A 17,580-nucleotide genomic window follows, 5' to 3' on the forward strand; every position below is an offset into this window, starting at 1 on the left:
TTCATTCTCCCGTTATCTTACAATAACATCTACAATTTGCCCAAGGCATCTTCAACCGGATGCTCCCCGGCAATTAGATCAAAGGCCATTCGGTACGTCTTCTCTTCCTGCAAAGAAGCCACGATTACGCGGGCTACATCTTCACGCGGGATGCTTCCTGGCTCCAGATCGGTTCCAACTGCGATCTTACCTGTGCCCGGTTCATTCTTCAGACCACCTGGACGTATAATCGTGTAATTGAGATCACTTGCAAACAACACACGATCCGCATAATGTTTCGCCACGTAATAAGGCTTAATGGACTCTGACCATTTCTCCCGTTGATCTGCGCCATACGCGCTGACCAGAATATATCTGGAGATTCCTTGCTGCTCTGCGGCTTCCATCGTTTTCACCGCACCGTCGAGATCAATAAGCAGTGTTTTGTCCTGACCGGTAGATCCGCCAGAACCCGCCGTAAACACAATGGCATTATGATCCTTCATTGCCTCAGCCAAATCCTCTACACTACCCTCCAGGTCACCAATCACCACATCTGCACCGAGTTCCTTCAGTGCATCCGCCTGCTCCGGTTTGCGGATCATAGCCGTTACTTTATGTTTGCCTTCCTGTGCCAGCTGCTCCACCACAAACTTACCGATTTGCCCATTTGCTCCTATAACTAAAACGTTCATACGTCATTCTCCTCTCAGTTGAACGGATGGCTTGTTGTTGCTCCCCGTTCCTTTTATTTAAAGATGCTCATCCTATAATTTAAACGAAAGCCGGCGCTTCTAAGCGCCGGCTTCATGTCCATGCCTGTTCAGTACCTCTAAGAAATGTGAAGTCTTCCGTTGTCCCATTAATATGCCATATCCCCTAGGTACTTTATACGCGACCTCACATTTGACCACTTCTGCCGCACCTTTTTTCATTCTGAATATCTGTTATCCTTTGTAATCGTGACAACCAAAAAGGACGCCCAAAAGGGCGCCCTTGAATGGCATTAAGATTAGTAAGCCAGTGCGAACAAACCGTGAATATGAGCCAGGTAACGGATGTTACTTGCTTCTTTCATCATGGTTGCAGGCAGACCTTTCAGACGAGTCTGGTTGCCACCGATCATGCCGACAGCATCTTTACGACCCAGACTTCCCAGCGTACCGGAGAATACTGGTGTGAAGGATTCCATTGCGCCACCTTTGAACATAACGCCCAAGTTGTGACCAATAGTCTCACCCATTTGCCAAGCCAATTGTGCTGTTGGAGGGTAAGGGCGAGCGCCTTCGCTAGGGAAGACTACTGCGCTGTCACCAGCAACAAACACGTCTTTGTGAGAAGTCGATTGCAGAACTTCCGTAACTTTCGCACGGCCACGATCCACTTCAATTCCGCTGTTAGCAACAACAGCGTTGCCTTGTACGCCACCTGTCCATACGAGTGTGTTCGTAGGGATGGAGCTGCCGTCTTTCAGCAGAACTTCGTTTTCTTTCATCTCGGTAATCGCTACGCCAACGATGAAGTTAACGCCACGTTTCTCAAGACTTGATTTAGCACGCTCAACCAGCTCTGGCGGGAATCCTGCCAGGATGGAAGGACCTGCTTCAACTGTGTACAGGGATACTTCTTTGAAGTCGATGCCTTTTTCTTGACATACAGCAGGAAGCAGGTCAGCGAATTCGCCAACAAGCTCAATACCTGTCAAGCCGCCGCCACCAATAACAAACGTAGCGTCTGCTTTGTTGCCGGACTGTTTGTAAGCATCAAGACGTGCTTCAACGTGTGCACGAATACGGTTTGCATCGCTAACCGATTTGAGCGTGAAGCTGTACTCTTGCAATCCCGGAATTCCGAAGAATGCCGTTTCGCTGCCCAAGGCAACGACAAGTGCATCGTAAGAGTATGTGGAGCCGCTGGTCATCAGAACTTTTTTCTCGTCCGGCTTGATTGTATCCACCGTATCGATTTTCAAGTTCACGTTTTTGCCACGCAGCAATTTTTCAAGTGGAAGAGCAACTGCTTGTTCAGCAATGCTTCCCGCTGCAAGACGGTGCAGTTCCGTGATAATTTGGTGTGTAGGGTAACGGTTCACGACAGTAATTGTCGCTTCTTCCGGAGACAAGTATTGACGCGCAGTCAATGCAGTCAACAGACCGCCGTATCCTCCACCCAAGATCAAAATTTGCTTCGACATATCCATCCTCCGTTCTTCTAAGTCTTAACGTTTCGGTTGTTGACGCTCGTTCAAGATGCTCAAGAAAGATTGAGCAAAACGAAGCGATTGTTGTACGTTTGGATCTTTAAGCATTTTCAGCATAGCGAACAAGCCAACTGAAGTTTGCTCTGTTTGCGCACGGTCATTGGCTTCGATGGCAGCAGAAGCTACACCTTTAGCTTTGTCTACAACAGGCTTAGCGAACTCGCCCATTGCGCTCATTGTGTCGCTGATCAGAACTTTGTCTGTTGCTACACTTTGTGCAAAGTCATAAGCTTTTGTCATAGCAGTAACCATTTCAGCCAATTTAGGCAGGTTCTCCACCAGAACGGTTAAAGACTCCTGTACCTCAGGCTTCATCAGTTGATCCAGAACGTCCAAGGACTGGCGCTCGGAAACGTTGGCACCTTCTGTAACTGGCACCTCTTGTTGAGTAGGCGATTGTGACATAAGAGAAAGTCCTCCTTTACTTTGGGATAGAAGTCCGCGACTTTCATGATGCCTGTCAAGCAGAGCCGAACCACAAAATACATCGAATACATTTAAATGTACCAAATTTCACACAATAGGATAAGCGTAGCTCAAGGCTACTCCCACATCATGCATTGTATCTTGGATCTATTGCGGACAACATGTGTTGACGCACAAAACGACAAGCAGGCCGAAACCGAACTCTATACCCTTATATTACACCTCTTACACATGAACATGAAAAAGAAATTTTTTACACTTGTGAAGATATTGTGAACATTGTAACAAAATCGATTTTTTTGTCAACCCATGAAGGCAAGCTAACGCCGCCGATCCTCCTGTCCAAGATCTGTATTCCTACCACATGTGGTATTAAGACAAGATCACATATGACCAGATGTGCGATATGTACACAAGGAAGGATTCGTTTATCCAAATGCTCAGGAATTGTTTTCCAATATCAAGATAATCATGCAACGAAATTGGTCACTGTCGTTATTATGCAGCGTTGGGCTCTGCCTTATTCCATTATTGAGACATCTTTTCAATTTCAAGTATGAACCTCTTGCGTCACGAATGCAAAACTTGGCACAAACCCATTGCGTTTAGAATACGGACATCCCGGTTAATAAGGACTACACCAGAAACGAAGGAGATGTTCGATATGAGTAATTCAACTAGCGATAAAATCAAAGCAGGCGTAAACAAGGCCAAAGGCGAAGTGAAGGATCAGATCGGTAATGCAACCAATAACAGATCCCTTCAGGCTGAGGGTAAAAAAGACAAAGCCAAAGGTGCCGTACAGGATAAAATTGCCGACGTTAAAAGAGATCACTAGATCCTTTTGATGCAGACCTCAGAAAGCACGAAGATTTCGTGCAATAGATCGTTTTAAAATAGCCTGACCGTCCGTGTTCGGAAGTTATCCGAATGTGAGACGGAGGCGCAAAAAAGCCAAGGAAGGTGTTACTCAATACACCCTTCCCTGGCTTTTTTTGTGTTTTTTATACTGCTGGAACTGCGTATCTTGCCATATCGATAATGAAACTGCGCGTTTCCCTTGTTGTATGGTATTCACGGCTGAACTGTCTGACCCATTCGGGATGTTCCCGATACCAACGGAAGGTTTTTTCCAATCCCTTTTCCAACGTGGTTTGCGGTAGCCATCCCAATTCAGCTCGCAATCTGCCTGAATGTACGACTAGACTCGACCCTCTGGACTGGGTTGGTTCTTGCTCCCGAATCTCTACAGCAGCTACGGATCGATCCATTGGTTTCAATATCTCCCCGATCTCCTGCATGGTTGTTCCAAGCCCTGTTGATATGTTGTAGACCTGTCCGTCTTTGCCTTTCAGCATAATCTGTTCAATGGCCCGGAGGGCATCATCTACATACAAGAAATCACGCACTGCCGATCCCTGAATATCCAGAGGCAGTCCGTCCAACATCCGACCAAAATTTCGGGGAATAATACGGTCTGGTAATTGCCATGGACCATAGAGGTTGGTCAAACGAAAGAGTTTGACTGGAAGCTGGTAACATTGAGCGTAGGAGTGAGCAAGCATCTCACAGGCGACCTTGGATGCAGAATAAGGAGAGACGGGTGCATACGGATCTGATTCGTGATAGACTCTGCCCCAATCGCCGCCATACACTTCAACGGATGAAGCCAGCAAGACTGGAATGTGATGTTCCGTAGCATATTGCAGGATAGCCTGTGTGCTAAGTGTATTATTGCGGAAAACTTCCCCTGGCTGATGATACGAATAATCCACGTGTGGCATGGCTGCCAGATGGATGATGTAATCTGTTCCTGGAGGTAGATGAATCCGGTCCACTGTAAGGTCACAACAGATGAGCGGCATCTCATGCAGAGGTGAGATATGAACAAGCCTCTGACAATAATCATCCCGATCCAGAAGGGTAATTCGATGCCCCTTTTGCGCCAAATACTGTGAAAGATTAAATCCCACAAATCCAGAAGCCCCTGTAATCACAATGTTCACACACGATTCCCCCTTGCGATTTATACAACGAGTGCATTGAAGAGAGTTTATGTACTGAGTATAACCTTAAAATGATACATTTTGTATCATTTTACAATTGTTTTTTGTTCGTCCTTGAGGTTATCGGGTAATTTATAGTGAGGTGATGTGAGATGAATGAACGGAATAAGGACATAGAGACGTTATTCCTTCAGGATGACGGTGTAATTCCCAATCATCCGACCCTGCCTGTGCTTTTGTATAAAAACGTATGGGCTGAAGAGGCTCTTCATGCAGAATCGTTGCTGAACCGTAATGGATGGGGAAATAGCTGGTTGAATGGTGTGTTCAATTATCATCATTATCATAGTAATGCTCATGAGGCACTTGCTGTGGTGAGTGGATTCGTGCAACTGATTTTAGGCGGAGAACATGGTCAGAAAGTTTACCTTCAAACAGGCGACGTTGTTGTGCTTCCCGCTGGGACAGGGCATAAACGTCTGGAGTCCAGCAGTGATTTTCGTATTGCCGGTGCTTATCCGGGCGGCATGAGTTACAACACACGCACAGGTGAAGAAGACGATCGTGCCAAGGCTCTTCAGGAAATCCGAGAGGTTCCGATCCCGGATACCGATCCGGTCTATGGGCAGCAGGGGCCGTTACTAGAAATCTGGGATGGGAAGAAATCTTAATACAATGATGATCATAAAGAAGAATGTTATTGGATATTGCACAAGCGAAGCTGGTTTAGTACCTAATGAGAAAAAAACAGACTGTTCCCCGGACATGTAGGAGTTACTCACCGGTGGAACAGTCTATTTAAGTGTTAAATCTGAACAGCTGGTAACGGAGACACTTCGTGATCATCTTCCTGTAAGCGCAAGGAACTGCTCAAATCTTCCGTCTTATTTCAAACTTTGTGATCTCGTCGCTTGTTTTTCTATCCGTGCGTTTCAGCCTTAGTCCCTTTCAGCGCTCGGGAAGCCGAATACTGTAATACCTCATTGCAAGTGGCTTTCCATCCATTTCAAGTTGGCCTTGCAGCACCAGTTGCCGTAGACGGTACTCCACGAACGCATCACTTATATGCTGGCTACTTGTACCAATCACTTCACCCACAATACGAGCTGCTCGGATATACTTGCCTGGCTCCCAGTTCGGTGTCAGTTCCCTCACCTTCTGCATAATGTACTCGTCCAACGCATCTTCAGTTAAGCTCCGAATCACGCCATTCTCCATCATACGTAATAGCCCAGGCTGTACCGAAAGTTCCAGCCAATCCTGCTCCAGTTGGCGGCGCTCTGGCTTGGACAATGGCTCTTGCTCAGAGCAGACGTGCCACATCGCCAAAAGCTTTTCCGGAAGAATCTCGCCTGTGTGGAGCACATCGTATTGAACGTCAGGTCTATCAAATAATTGCTTATATAAGCCACTCGTTTCGATAAGATATATGGGGCTCTCGCTGTTCCGCAATAGATACATGGCGTAAAGCAGTCCCGTCTTCTCCCGTGCATTATTCGCATACCAGATAATGATCGACGTCTTGGAATCAAAGGACTGTATTGTGGCTTCGAGATCAAATAATGATTCCAGTTCATGCATGCCATATGCCTCACGGTCATTGAGACACATTCGTTCGGTCAGCCAGAGATGCCTGCGTTGCAAGTCTGCACGCCGGGTGAGATCACCTAATGGCCCTACCGCATAATTATCATCTATAGAGAAATAACTCCGTTTTTCCTGATCAGGTAATGTACTCATTCCCATTTTCAGACTACTCAGAGGTGATTCTCCAAACGTAATATGAATTTCATTTGGCTTGTCAACCTCGGCGAGAGCTTGTTGTTCCAGACGACCCAGATCAAATGGGGTATCCATATTTCGAAACAGTGACTGTACCGCTTCCGCAAAATCCACCTTTTCACCTTGCTCTTCCTGCCGCTTGACCACGTGAGCTGATTTCATATAGAGCACACGCAGTACTGAACGAAGTTCATCTTCACTCATACGATTTATCGTTCGGCTGAATGCATAGATATTATCATTCATGTTAGGTCCTCCTTCGATCTAACAGGATTACTGACATCCTATACTGCGTACTGATCATTTTTTATGAAGAAATCGATTTGCCAGTTGGTTGATTCAGATCATGTAGATCTTCACCATCTGACGATGACCGGGTAAAGTGTCGCTCCAGTTTGCGGCTTGCCCACAGGGATACCGCAATAAACAGCAATACGCCTACCCAGCGTATAGGGTGCTCCAGAAATTGTTCCACATTGGAACCGATATACGTAACAGAGAAGATCATGATCGCTTTACCACAGCCCACCGCAAGCAGGAAGGATAACAATCGCATTCGCGCGATACCTGCCGCCACGTTAATAATGACAAACGGACCTACCGGGAAGATACTCAGCAGAAAAACATAACTGAATGCATTCCTTCGAATCCATACCATGCTGCGTTGTACACGAGGTTTGCGTGCCCATCGCTCTACAAAAGCGGATTTCCCAATCTCCCGTACGATCAGGAATGTAACGGTACAACCGAGCACCATGCCGATCCATGAATATATAAATCCTGCCCACAGACCATATACCGCACCGTTTACGCCCACAATCAACAGCGTTGGAAGCGGCGGTACAAATGATTTCATAAACGTAAGCAAAATTCCCGGTAACGGGCCCAGGGAGCGAAACTTCTCCAGCCAGAAACGAATATTTTCTTCCGTAATATATGACATAATGTCCAATGCTGCCGGGGTCATCTGCATCCATCCAATCTATACAGTCTAAGTTCTCAGGCTTGATGTTCACTATACATTTCATCATTCTTATGGATGATGAAGCTTCGTTAGCAACTCCCTCCCAGTATAACGTACATCTTCAATGAACACCGATGTCAATTTGAAGAAATTATTGCACGGCAAACTCACTTCCCACCCCAATCAAAATTAAATCAAAAAAAGCACACCTCGACCTCTGTGGTCTTGGTGTGCTTTTCATATCGAAACCCCGATCCTTCTTCGGGGGTATTTATCCTTCTTCCAGCTGCGCTTCCTGCATGGCCAGTTCAATCAACTCTGCCTGATGGGCAGCATTCCATTCGGGAATACCGGAACGCATGAACTCTTCGGCATCCATCGCTGCTTTGGACTGGTTGCACAGATTACAGGCGCAGACACAGTTGAGCGGGGTGGTATGTCCACCTTTGGCACGCGGCAGCAGATGGTCAATCGTATCTCCATACGATCCACAGAAGTAACAGGTGTAGTGATCCCGGGTTAAAATATACCGCTTGAAATCCTTGTTGCTGAACAATCGGCGAATCGTGTACCGATTGACCACCACAGCGGCTTTTTCCTTGACCAGCGTGACCGCAAGCTCCATGTCCACTTCCTGATGCCAACGTCTGCCCTTGTCGGTCTTGCCTCGCATCCGTACCATTCCTTGCCGGTTGGTCCGGAGCGAAGCCGGATCTTCCGGGTCGATGGCTACCGGGGCCGACGGGGTCTGGCGGCGGGGACGGCCATCCGTGCCAGCCCCGTGGCTTCGGCTGGCATGCGCGGGTCGCTGCCCAGATACACCGCGGGCAGCGTCTTCGCCGTTCGCCTTGGGCGCACGCTCCTTGCGCGCCTGGCGCGGCTTGGACCCTGGCGAGCCAGGCTGGCGCACGGGCGCAGGAGGCCCTGCCTCCGCAGCAGCCCCCGGCGCTTGCCCGGGCTCGCGCCCGGTGGCGGCAGGCTTTGCCTCCGCCGCCGTAGGCGCAGCGACCGTGGTGGCATCGCCACGGTCGCTCAGTGCCGGCGCATGGGCCTCAGCAGCTACGCTGCGGGCCTGCCCTGCGCCGGGCGCGAGCGCGGCAGCACGCTTGCGGCGCCGCTTGCGCTTGCGTTTGGCTGCGGTCGGTTGATCCGCAGCCATGGGCTCTGCTGCCGGGCCTTGCGGCTCAGCTGGCAGCAGAGCTTGGTGGGCCGCCGCCGCTTGCTCGGCGGCCTGCACTGCAGCGGCAGCTCGCGCGCTTGCCCGCTGTGCAGTGCCTTTCTCATTCGCAGAAGCACGCCCCTGCGAATGCCCTTCTTCCCCACGCCAGTGCTCGCCTGGCTGTGGCTCAACCAAGACCTCACCTGCCAAACCATCCTGCTCCAGACTCGTCTCTCTCAGCTCATTCCCCGTTATGCTCTCTGATCGCTTGCTCTTCCTCCGTCTTCTCCTCTTCTTCGGAATACCCGAAGAAGAGGGTGAGGAAGTCACCAAGTCAGCATGTTCATTGTCATTCGAAGATGACGATTCTACTGATGGTTGAGACACCAGAATTCTGTCAGACTCAGCCAACGTAGCAGATCCCTGCTCCATACCATGGGAGGTACGACCTGCCTCATTTCTCACTGAGGCAGACGGACTGTCAGTAACCTCACGGGTCTCCAAGCCATCCCGTTGACGCTCCATCCGTTCATTCGTTCGCCCGCTCACACTTGAACCTGCCTCGTGGTCAGCCTGTCCACCAAGCTGGCGACAGCTACGGCAGGCTCCCCGCCTGGCTCCGGGACCTGCCCGCTTTCCGGTTCTGCGCCGGAATTCGGACATTGGCCGCTTTTGTCCGCAATACATACACGTTTTGCTCAGTCGCGCTTCTTGTTCCGTCTTTCCTTGCCGGAAAGGGGCTGGACCCGTCTCCATGTTGTCACCTCGGTTCCGTATGAATCCGGTTTCTTTCTATTGTATCACATCTGCTCGTGAACACCCTCATGGCCATAGGCCTGATAATCTTTTGAGTTGTACTCCTGTGTCTGTTCACTGCATTCGTGAAGAATGTGTTCCACATATTCCAATATATCCTGCATCGGTCTCCCGCATTTTTCGCATGTTGTCATTATATTCACCTTAATCCTGTTATCCATAATGTATTATCGTTCCGCCTTATGATTACCCCTCATACATGAAAAAGAAACACTCGTTCCCCACATCCAGCATATCTATATAGACGAAAAAACCGCTCCCCGCTCTCCCCTAAGGTCGACCAAGAAACGGTTTACTATTCCTCTAATTGGAAATGTATCTTAACGTACGTCCAATTGTCCCGAGTTCTGTTGTGGCGCGAGACGTGGTTTCGGTTTTGGCAGATTGCCAAAGATCACCCATGCATATGGAACAAACCTTGCCGTCAATCCAACGACAACCCACGAAGCGATCAGAGCTACACCGAATCCTCCGGCATACCACAGATGCACTAACCAGGAAACACCTGTTTGCGGTGGAAATTCACGATACACCAGCAGGAAGAAGGGATGGATCAGGTAGATCCCGAACGACAGGGCTCCAAGCCGGTTTAGCGGCTTCACGATCAGTGACGGTCCTTTGCGATAGAGCAGATAAGCGACCTGGATAAGTACCAGCGCACAAGCAAAGGTATGCACATTCCAGAAGAATTCATACCACAGTGTGTTGTACGTTGCGATCTTCAGACGCAGCAGATAATAGATATACACATGGCCAAGTCCGGCAATGATCCATACCGCCCAGAGCAGAATCCATGAAGCTACGCGTCCTTTGGTGGCATTGGCCCGACTGATGACAAACCATTGCTTGATTTTAGGGAAATACACCCCGATAAAAGCACCCAGCATGAAATAGGAGAAGTACGAGAACGCCCAGCTTCCCTTGTTGGGTACCTGGAATCCATATTTATTACTTACGATGAATGCCCATTGAATCAATAGTCCAATCGGAACAGACCATTTCACCACAGAAGGATATTTCTTAAGCAACCATAACACCAATGGGAATAATAGATAAAATTGCATGTTAATAAACACAAAGTACAGATGTGTATAGGCCTTGCCCGTAAACAATTTCGTGATAAAACTTACTGCCGATTCGCCGAAAGGTCGGCCCTGATAATGCGTGAAATGCAGCAACACAAAATACATTAATGAGAACAGGAAATACGGAAGCAAAATATACACAAATCTTTTCTTGTAGAAGTTACTCACGAGTTTCTTATCCAACGGACGAGAATAATAGTTATAGAACAGTACAAAACTGCTCATAAAAATAAAGGTTGGCGTACCATATTTCATAAAGATATTAATAAAGTTGTACAGCCAGTAGTAGCCTGAACCCGTCATGTCCACCGTCGCATAGGACGTGGAATGCACGCACAGTACGCCGATAATTGCCATGGCACGCACCAGATTCAGTTCTGGAATTCGCTCTCTTTTCAGTGTTTCACTCATGTTTACGTTTCTCCTTAATGTGTTCGTCAATATGTCAGATATGACTTAATACAATAAAGCTCTCTATCTATTAAAAGCCATAATGCTTAAGATGGATAGTCCATTTTCTTAACAATTCCTAAATTTTCAACACATTTCACACTATTTTCATGTCTATATATGTAAAAAAGACCGCGAGTACGCGGTCTGTGGAACATCCTGCTCTCAACCAAATGAATATTGGATCAAACGGATGAGAATGGTAAATTTGGGTTTGGGCATGCATCCCGCCCCTGACTCAGTCTACTTCGAACGACTCGCCAGAATCTGTTTATACACGTCAATAGCTACCTGTCTCGATACCTTCAGATCAACGATGGCATCCTTGCGCGGCTGATGGATGTCCTTGCTATGCAGATCCTTCAATTCAGGCAACCACTTGCGAATATAATCACCTTGCGGATCATATTTCTCGGATTGTGTTACTGGATTGTTCACCCGAAAATACGGAGCCGCATTCTCACCAAGCGAAGCACACCATAACCAGTTACCACGGTTTTGAATGTTATCATAATCACTCAGCTTGCGCCTGAAATAGGCTTCACCCAAGGTGAACGGGCATTGCAGGTTTTTGGTGAGAAACATCGCCGTGAGAATTCGCAGCCGGTTGGGCATATGTCCGGTTTCATTCAGTTCCGTCATCGCTGCATCAATAATCGGAATGCCTGTCTCCGCCTTGCACCACCGTTCAAAGTGATTATCATGGAGAGTCGAGAGATCGTACACCTTTTCATATGTAAAATAGTGACTCTCATAGACCGCTCGATACAGATAGAAGTCGCGGAAGCACAACTGCCTGATCCATTCCCCCGCTTCTGCGGTGCGACTCGCCGCATCATACATCTTGCGAATGGATACGGCCCCCACAGCCACGTAAGAACTGAGATGACTCGGCTCGTAAGCCTCATATTCATCCCGATGATCACCGTATTCAGCAATTCGATCCGATAAAAATTGATCCAACAGCAGATGAGGGTCCTCGTCATTCGAACCACTGCCCTCCAGCAACTCTGGAGGTACCTGCATTACATCCGGCCATTCAATCTGACGATCACTCACCTTCAACGCTGCAACCGTTGTTGCCGAAGGAGGGTTGGGATGTTCATTCATGAATTCCACCCACCGCCGATGGAAAGCCGCAAATACCTTATATGGCTCCGACTTGCCTGTAAAGTTGGCAAATCCATTCAGATCCATCAGCAGATGATCCGTCAGTTGTGTGAACGAAACCTCGTGCGCCTCACTGACTATGCGTATGGCCCTATCCCGCTCGATTGCATATGGCGTCATGTCCCGATGGACCACAATCTCGTCAATCTCACCTTTGAATTCGTTCAGAATGAAATCTACCACTTCAGCCGGTTTGCCGTAAGCAACATGCAGTTTTCGTTTGGCTTCAAGATACTGTCTGCCTAATTCCGCCGCATGCCGCCTGAAATTCACACCGCTGTGTTCCTTCTCTCGGCCTCGCCGCAGGAGGAAAGGATCATAGATGAGAACATGCACACTCTCTTCTTGGTGTTCCCGCAAATAATCGAATGCGGCCAGATCATCCGTACGCAAGTCTTTGCGGTGTATGAATAGCTTCATGTCTCACCCTCCTGTCTGAACTTACGTTTATTGCTCCGTCAGGTCCTGATACAACCTGCTTGTTTCGGGCTCGGGCTGATACCCCAGATCCTCATTTAATGTCAATGTAAATGAATGATATAAACGAAGTATGCCTTGCTGATCATCCATGGACGCATACACTTCCATCATGAGTCGACAGATCTCTTCCGAATAAGGCTCCCGTTCCTGCAATATCGTTAATTGCTCAATCGCTACCTTGCCACGACCATGCTCCATGTCCCATCTCGCGATATCCATAACCAGCGCTGTATACTTGCGTCTGAGTTCCCTTGCTTTGGCCTGTGCCCAATGATAATCATGCTCTTCCAGATAATCGCCACGATAAAGCGGAATCATATGCCTCAAGTCTTCAACACTGTCTGATGTGATGACGTTGTAGACCATGGCTTTTTCAAATTGATCCACATCACTTACCAGATTGCCAGATAACAGACGATAACGGTTCATATTGTACTCCAGCTTACCTGTCATGTTCCATTCCTTAAGCAGCTTTCGAATCTGGTACACGGAAGTATGTAGATGGGTTAATCCCTTTTCCTGGGAAACATCACCCCATAGCTTATCCAGCAGAATCTCCTTGCTTACCCATTCTTCCCTGTGATGAAACAAAAAAGCAAACAATTCCTGTGATTTGGTTGTGCGCCACTTATGTTTCTTGGCACCCTGATCCAAGCTTCTGTAGATATCCAGATGTTTGAACGTAAGCAGCCCCGGAACTTCAGTATCCAACTCCACAGATACAGGTTCCGATTGCTGTACCTCGGTGGTGGCTGCAACTTGGGAAGTATGCAACATTATGCCCGCAATTCGATCAATGGTTTTGGCCAATCGGGCGGAGCTTACCGGTTTCAGTACATAATCCAGAGCATGCAGCTCAAATGCTTCCACTGCATGGTCCGCATAAGCCGTAACAAAGATGATACGAATACTCTGATCCAATTGCTGTATATATTCAGCCGCTTCCAGGCCATTCATCTCCGGCATTCCAATGTCCAAAAATACAACATCTACACGTTCCTTTGCCAGAAAATGCAGACCATCACGAGCTGTTGAAAAACATTGCACGGGTGTAATTCGTCCGTCCGTTCGTAGTAGTCGCTCCAGATGAAGCTGCGCTGGCTTCTCATCATCGATCACAATGGCTCTCATCGTTCTTTCAGCCTCCTGCCATGAAAGATTCAATAGGAATACCGATTTTATCAGCACCCGCTTATTAATCTGTTAACCATAATTGCTTCACTCTGCACATTAATTGGAATAATCCACCTTTTGCACAGGGATACGGAATCGGATCTGCGTGCCTTTACCCACATGGCTATGAATCTCCAGTCCCTGACCATATAGAGACATCAGGCGACGGTTTATATTTTGCAGCCCGACACCTCCCGGACCTTCGGTGCGCCCAGACTTGACCTGAGCCATACGCTCAGGAGGGATACCAACACCATCATCCTGGACCTGTACAACTACATGCTCACTCTCTTGGAAAATCCTAAGATGAACTGTCCCACCAGCTGCCCGCTCCATCACGCCGTGGCGAATGGCATTCTCCACAAGTGGCTGAATACTGAGAGGTGGCAGATAGAGCTGTATGTCTGGTTCCACCTCATACTCGACCACGAGTCTTTCCTCAAATCTGGCCTGTTCCAGATGCACGTAAGACTCCACCAATTCCAACTCTTTGGTCAAAGGAACAAGCTGCTCCCTGTTCTGGAAGTCAAAACTTCCGCGCAGGTAATGACTCAATTCAATCAGCAGATCGGTTGCTTTGTCCGGATTCACTGCACAGGTCGCGATAATAACATTGAGTGCATTATATAGAAAGTGCGGCTTGATCTGGGCCTGCAAAAAGGCCATTTCGGTCCGAATAGCCTCCTGCACAGAACTCCGCATCTCAATTAACGTCCGAACCCGGGCACGCAATTCACCAGCATCCACCGGTTTGCTCAGGAAGTCATTGGCTCCCGCCTGGAATCCGTGTTTGATATCCTCAGGCAACCCGCGGGCGGTCAGCATCAGAATCGGTAACTCCGACAAGGAACTCTGCTCGCGCAATTTGCGACATAACTCAAGCCCGGACATCTTAGGCATCATCCAGTCCGTAATAACAAGATCAATGGACGGGAACTCCTCACGGAGTTTCAATGCAGTGGACCCGCTGTCCGCTGCAATCACGCGATATCGTTCTGTCGACAATAGGTTAAGCAATACCTGTCGATTCACGGGGTCATCGTCTACAATCAGAATCGTATGCTCCGCTTCCGGAAGATCATCCGGCTCATCTGACTCTCTTGTCACAAGCTCCTTCGCCCCTGCCCCCTGTGCAGCAACATATCGGGCGGCAACTGGTTTCGAATGAGATTGCAACATAGGCAACTTCATAACAGGCAGGGTGAAATGAAAGGTCGAACCTTGCCCCGGCGCCGATTCAACCCAGATCTCACCACCGCCAAGCTCAACGAGTTTTCGCGTAATACTCAGACCCAGTCCGGTTCCATTGCTCAATCGCTCGATCGTGCCGTTACTCTGCTCATACGCCTGGAAGATATCCTCCTGTTTGTCCAAGGTAATGCCTACCCCTGTATCCGCGACCGATACCTTCACCCAATCCCCCTCCACACTGGCGTACAATCGAATCTCACCCTGCTCAGTGTACTTATAGGCGTTACCCAGCAAGTTATACAGAACTTGCCTTAGGCGATCTTCATCTGCCTCAACAAGCGGCAACGACTGGGGCCATTGTTGAATCAATATAACCGGCTTGTCCTCAAACGTGAAACCCGAGACTTCAACCACAGTACGAGCAACGGATTCCAGATCGACAGCTACCCGTTTTAACTCGATCTCACTATTTTTTAATTTGGAAAAATCCAAAATATCGTTAACCAGCAGTGAAAGGCGCTTGCCGGTTGAAGTAATCATGGAGAGATTTTTGGCTTGCTTGGGCGTGACTGCTCCGGCCGCCCCTTCCAGCATGGATTGCGCAATATTAATGATGCCATGGAGGGGCGTTCGCAGCTCATGAGACGTGTTCGCCATGAACTCGTCCTTCAGGCTGTCGATGGCAAGCAAACGCTCTGACAGGGCTTCCACGTCTCGGAATGATTGTGCAAAGCGGATTGCGGTCACTATCATCTGGGCAAATACAAATAATAAAAGTTCAATCAGCGCAAAGAACGCTGTGTCTAGGGTAGTGAACGCACCAAGCGTATACAACACAACAACCATGAGTATGCTCATCATACTCACCAGTGCAAAGTGGCTGTCATTCGGCCGGCCTTTCAACCAATAGAACATGGCTCGCAGCGTATACAACATGACAACAAGCGAGATCAGCAACATGGGAAGCTCAAGAGACGAGAACAGTGTCGGAGGAAGCGTAAGACCCACAATAGTCTGGGTAACGATTAGCACTACAGCCAGACGAACAAACCACTGATGAACTGCTCCTGGCACACGGGCATCCATATACCGAAGCAAAAAGTAATAGGCAGCGGCTGAACTAAGGAGCTGAATCCGAAGTATCTCATTATTGGTCAGGAACGGTACAAACGTACCCAGTAACTTCTCCCCATGTGTCAGGGCGTATAGCGCACCAGAAAGGCTGAATAATCCGAGAAAACGAAGCTCCTTCTCCGTACGTCGTAATCTGAACAGAAGTAGAAAAAAGGCGGCTGGCAAGATAAAACCGAATAAGGCCATCAGATCCTTGAGCCAACCTTGTTGCTGACTTTTCAGAATACTATGCTCGTCTCCAAACAAAATAGGCGCTACAATGCCCCCAGACGAGTAACTATAATTTGATACCTGAATGATAATGTCAGCCGTACTGCCCTCAATGGACGTGAATCCTGTAAAGGGCAGATTTAATTGTATATCTGTTGCCTTGGTCTTTCCTGGCAGGCCTTTGCCACCAATCTCTTTACCATCGATAAATACCCGGTGGGCCATGCGTATATTCTGCGTGCGTATACCATAATCGTTTTTCATCGTCCGGGGTGTAAGCTGAACTTGCAAATGATAGGTTCCATACCCATGCGCCTGCCCCAAAGATTTGTTCCATCGGGCAGGAACTTGAGTGCCAGACGAAGCCGGCAAAGGCTTGCGACCGGATACATTTGCTTCAATATCTGCCGGACTCAGCAACTGCCCAGGGTAGAAATCCCAGACACCCTTTAGAGACGCTGCACCCTTGCGATCAAAGTCCCAATGGGTCAGGTCAATTCTTCCATCTGCAGCCTGGGGGTTACTCCGCTCACTAATTAACGTCTGAGCGATCCAACCCAGCGGAACAATGACAATGCATATGAAACTTATGGTCAGCATAATCCAGTGTTTTCTCATCTATGTATTCCTTCCATTCACAATGGCGAGAGACGTCTAATTTTGTCGATTTATCACTATAATTCATGTTACACGTTTCTGCTGCTCACGGAAATAGTTTCCGTATCAAAATCGGCCAACTTCCTTATAATTTTAAGGATCTCTATCTGTTTTCGCCAGCTCTTGGTACACCAAGAAACCCCAGGCCGAATTTCACCGGAATGAACGGGCGAAATGACCTGGGGGTGATTGAATGAAGATTTATTTAACAACTTGGGCAAGCTTCTGAACGATTCCGGCCCATCCCTGTTCCATACGTTCGCGTACGATAGCGTGGGCCTGTCCAAACTCGGTCAGTTTATCCGCATCCCAACCGCTGTGAATCAGCGTGAAATCCGTACCTTCGGGCTGTTCATTCAGTTGGAACGTCAACGTCCAGTCCTTACCCCAGCGGAAGGACAGCTTGTGCAGCGGATGAACTTCCGTCACCTGACATGGTGATTGGCCGAAGGGGCCTGCTTCCAATATAAACTCGTGACCTTCCACGGGTTCCAGATTGCCTGGCATGAACCAGGTTTTCAGTCCCTGCTCGGTCGAGACCTTTTCCCACACCTTATCTACAGGTGCATGGAGTACCAGTTCCTGCCGGATATCTGGCAGTGCACTTGATGAACTTGATGATGAATCCATTCGAATCA

At 48.3% G+C, this 17,580-nt stretch carries 15 protein-coding genes; 2 read left to right on the forward strand and 13 right to left on the reverse strand.

Translation table 11 applies throughout. The annotated features are described in order from the left end of the window. Nucleotides 1–29 precede the first annotated feature (29 nt). The 3 genes from AC4E8D_RS30480 to AC4E8D_RS30490 form a co-directional block, all read right to left on the reverse strand. Entirely contained in the window at nt 30–674 is a 645-nt protein-coding gene (locus AC4E8D_RS30480) for an SDR family oxidoreductase (protein ID WP_127550365.1), read from the reverse strand. Between the two features lie 317 nt (nt 675–991). Beyond that, complete coding sequence (locus AC4E8D_RS30485) at nt 992–2,173, reverse strand: NAD(P)/FAD-dependent oxidoreductase (RefSeq protein WP_036606574.1); 1,182 nt, start codon at nt 2,171–2,173, stop codon at nt 992–994. A 24-nt stretch (nt 2,174–2,197) separates the two neighbouring features. Beyond that, nucleotides 2,198–2,644: a DUF1641 domain-containing protein gene (locus AC4E8D_RS30490; RefSeq protein ID WP_017691658.1), complete on the reverse strand. Its 447-nt coding sequence runs from the start codon at nt 2,642–2,644 to the stop codon at nt 2,198–2,200. Nucleotides 2,645–3,329: 685 nt separating this feature from the next. Here AC4E8D_RS30490 and AC4E8D_RS30495 point away from each other — a divergent pair. Then, nucleotides 3,330–3,503 carry a CsbD family protein gene (locus AC4E8D_RS30495; protein ID WP_017691655.1) on the forward strand — a complete coding sequence of 58 codons (174 nt, stop codon included), beginning with the start codon at nt 3,330–3,332 and terminating at the stop codon, nt 3,501–3,503. A 166-nt stretch (nt 3,504–3,669) separates the two neighbouring features. Here the strand turns inward: AC4E8D_RS30495 and AC4E8D_RS30500 are convergent, their stop codons facing one another. Beyond that, nucleotides 3,670–4,671 (reverse strand): NAD-dependent epimerase/dehydratase family protein, encoded by a 1,002-nt coding sequence (locus AC4E8D_RS30500; RefSeq protein ID WP_449003675.1) that lies wholly within the window; start codon nt 4,669–4,671, stop codon nt 3,670–3,672. Nucleotides 4,672–4,823: 152 nt separating this feature from the next. Here AC4E8D_RS30500 and AC4E8D_RS30505 point away from each other — a divergent pair, with 152 nt between their 5' ends. Beyond that, entirely contained in the window at nt 4,824–5,342 is a 519-nt protein-coding gene (locus tag AC4E8D_RS30505; RefSeq protein WP_449003674.1) for a cupin domain-containing protein, read from the forward strand. Between the two features lie 277 nt (nt 5,343–5,619). On the opposite strand, the gene AC4E8D_RS30510 is transcribed toward AC4E8D_RS30505, so the two are convergent. The 9 genes from AC4E8D_RS30510 to AC4E8D_RS30550 form a co-directional block, all read right to left on the reverse strand. Next, nucleotides 5,620–6,699, reverse strand: coding sequence for a DUF1835 domain-containing protein (locus AC4E8D_RS30510; protein ID WP_449003673.1), 1,080 nt, complete (start codon nt 6,697–6,699; stop codon nt 5,620–5,622). A 61-nt stretch (nt 6,700–6,760) separates the two neighbouring features. Continuing rightward, nucleotides 6,761–7,396, reverse strand: a complete 636-nt coding sequence (locus tag AC4E8D_RS30515) for a TVP38/TMEM64 family protein (protein ID WP_253504142.1) — start codon at nt 7,394–7,396, stop codon at nt 6,761–6,763. Between the two features lie 292 nt (nt 7,397–7,688). Next, nucleotides 7,689–8,090, reverse strand: a complete 402-nt coding sequence (locus tag AC4E8D_RS30520; protein ID WP_047841083.1) for an HNH endonuclease — start codon at nt 8,088–8,090, stop codon at nt 7,689–7,691. 1,286 nt (nt 8,091–9,376) lie between these two features. Continuing rightward, nucleotides 9,377–9,526 (reverse strand): hypothetical protein, encoded by a 150-nt coding sequence (locus AC4E8D_RS30525; RefSeq protein ID WP_179087885.1) that lies wholly within the window; start codon nt 9,524–9,526, stop codon nt 9,377–9,379. Nucleotides 9,527–9,712: 186 nt separating this feature from the next. Further along, the gene (locus tag AC4E8D_RS30530; protein WP_449003672.1) at nt 9,713–10,888 is read right to left on the reverse strand and encodes an acyltransferase; all 1,176 of its coding nucleotides are present in this window, start codon (nt 10,886–10,888) and stop codon (nt 9,713–9,715) included. A gap of 282 nt (nt 10,889–11,170) precedes the next feature. Beyond that, nucleotides 11,171–12,517 carry a cryptochrome/photolyase family protein gene (locus AC4E8D_RS30535; protein WP_339306161.1) on the reverse strand — a complete coding sequence of 449 codons (1,347 nt, stop codon included), beginning with the start codon at nt 12,515–12,517 and terminating at the stop codon, nt 11,171–11,173. Between the two features lie 27 nt (nt 12,518–12,544). Then, a complete protein-coding gene (locus AC4E8D_RS30540) occupies nt 12,545–13,708 on the reverse strand; it encodes a response regulator (protein WP_339306164.1) in 1,164 nt (387 codons plus the stop codon). A gap of 99 nt (nt 13,709–13,807) precedes the next feature. Further along, nucleotides 13,808–16,903: an ATP-binding protein gene (locus tag AC4E8D_RS30545; protein WP_449003671.1), complete on the reverse strand. Its 3,096-nt coding sequence runs from the start codon at nt 16,901–16,903 to the stop codon at nt 13,808–13,810. A 240-nt stretch (nt 16,904–17,143) separates the two neighbouring features. After that, a complete protein-coding gene (locus tag AC4E8D_RS30550) occupies nt 17,144–17,572 on the reverse strand; it encodes an SRPBCC family protein (protein ID WP_221819922.1) in 429 nt (142 codons plus the stop codon). Nucleotides 17,573–17,580 lie beyond the last annotated feature (8 nt).

This window comes from Paenibacillus sp. SRL342, from assembly GCF_984798905.1.

Coding starts and splice junctions, on each gene's coding strand:
- AC4E8D_RS30495 (WP_017691655.1), top strand. CDS start 3,330: ATGAGTAATTCAACTAGCGATAAAATCAAAGCAGGCGTAAACAAGGCC.
- AC4E8D_RS30525 (WP_179087885.1), bottom strand. CDS start 9,526: ATGACAACATGCGAAAAATGCGGGAGACCGATGCAGGATATATTGGAA.
- AC4E8D_RS30490 (WP_017691658.1), bottom strand. CDS start 2,644: ATGTCACAATCGCCTACTCAACAAGAGGTGCCAGTTACAGAAGGTGCC.
- AC4E8D_RS30515 (WP_253504142.1), bottom strand. CDS start 7,396: ATGTCATATATTACGGAAGAAAATATTCGTTTCTGGCTGGAGAAGTTT.
- AC4E8D_RS30510 (WP_449003673.1), bottom strand. CDS start 6,699: ATGAATGATAATATCTATGCATTCAGCCGAACGATAAATCGTATGAGT.
- AC4E8D_RS30480 (WP_127550365.1), bottom strand. CDS start 674: ATGAACGTTTTAGTTATAGGAGCAAATGGGCAAATCGGTAAGTTTGTG.
- AC4E8D_RS30485 (WP_036606574.1), bottom strand. CDS start 2,173: ATGTCGAAGCAAATTTTGATCTTGGGTGGAGGATACGGCGGTCTGTTG.
- AC4E8D_RS30505 (WP_449003674.1), top strand. CDS start 4,824: ATGAATGAACGGAATAAGGACATAGAGACGTTATTCCTTCAGGATGAC.
- AC4E8D_RS30540 (WP_339306164.1), bottom strand. CDS start 13,708: ATGAGAGCCATTGTGATCGATGATGAGAAGCCAGCGCAGCTTCATCTG.
- AC4E8D_RS30520 (WP_047841083.1), bottom strand. CDS start 8,090: ATGCGAGGCAAGACCGACAAGGGCAGACGTTGGCATCAGGAAGTGGAC.
- AC4E8D_RS30550 (WP_221819922.1), bottom strand. CDS start 17,572: ATGGATTCATCATCAAGTTCATCAAGTGCACTGCCAGATATCCGGCAG.
- AC4E8D_RS30535 (WP_339306161.1), bottom strand. CDS start 12,517: ATGAAGCTATTCATACACCGCAAAGACTTGCGTACGGATGATCTGGCC.
- AC4E8D_RS30545 (WP_449003671.1), bottom strand. CDS start 16,903: ATGAGAAAACACTGGATTATGCTGACCATAAGTTTCATATGCATTGTC.
- AC4E8D_RS30530 (WP_449003672.1), bottom strand. CDS start 10,888: ATGAGTGAAACACTGAAAAGAGAGCGAATTCCAGAACTGAATCTGGTG.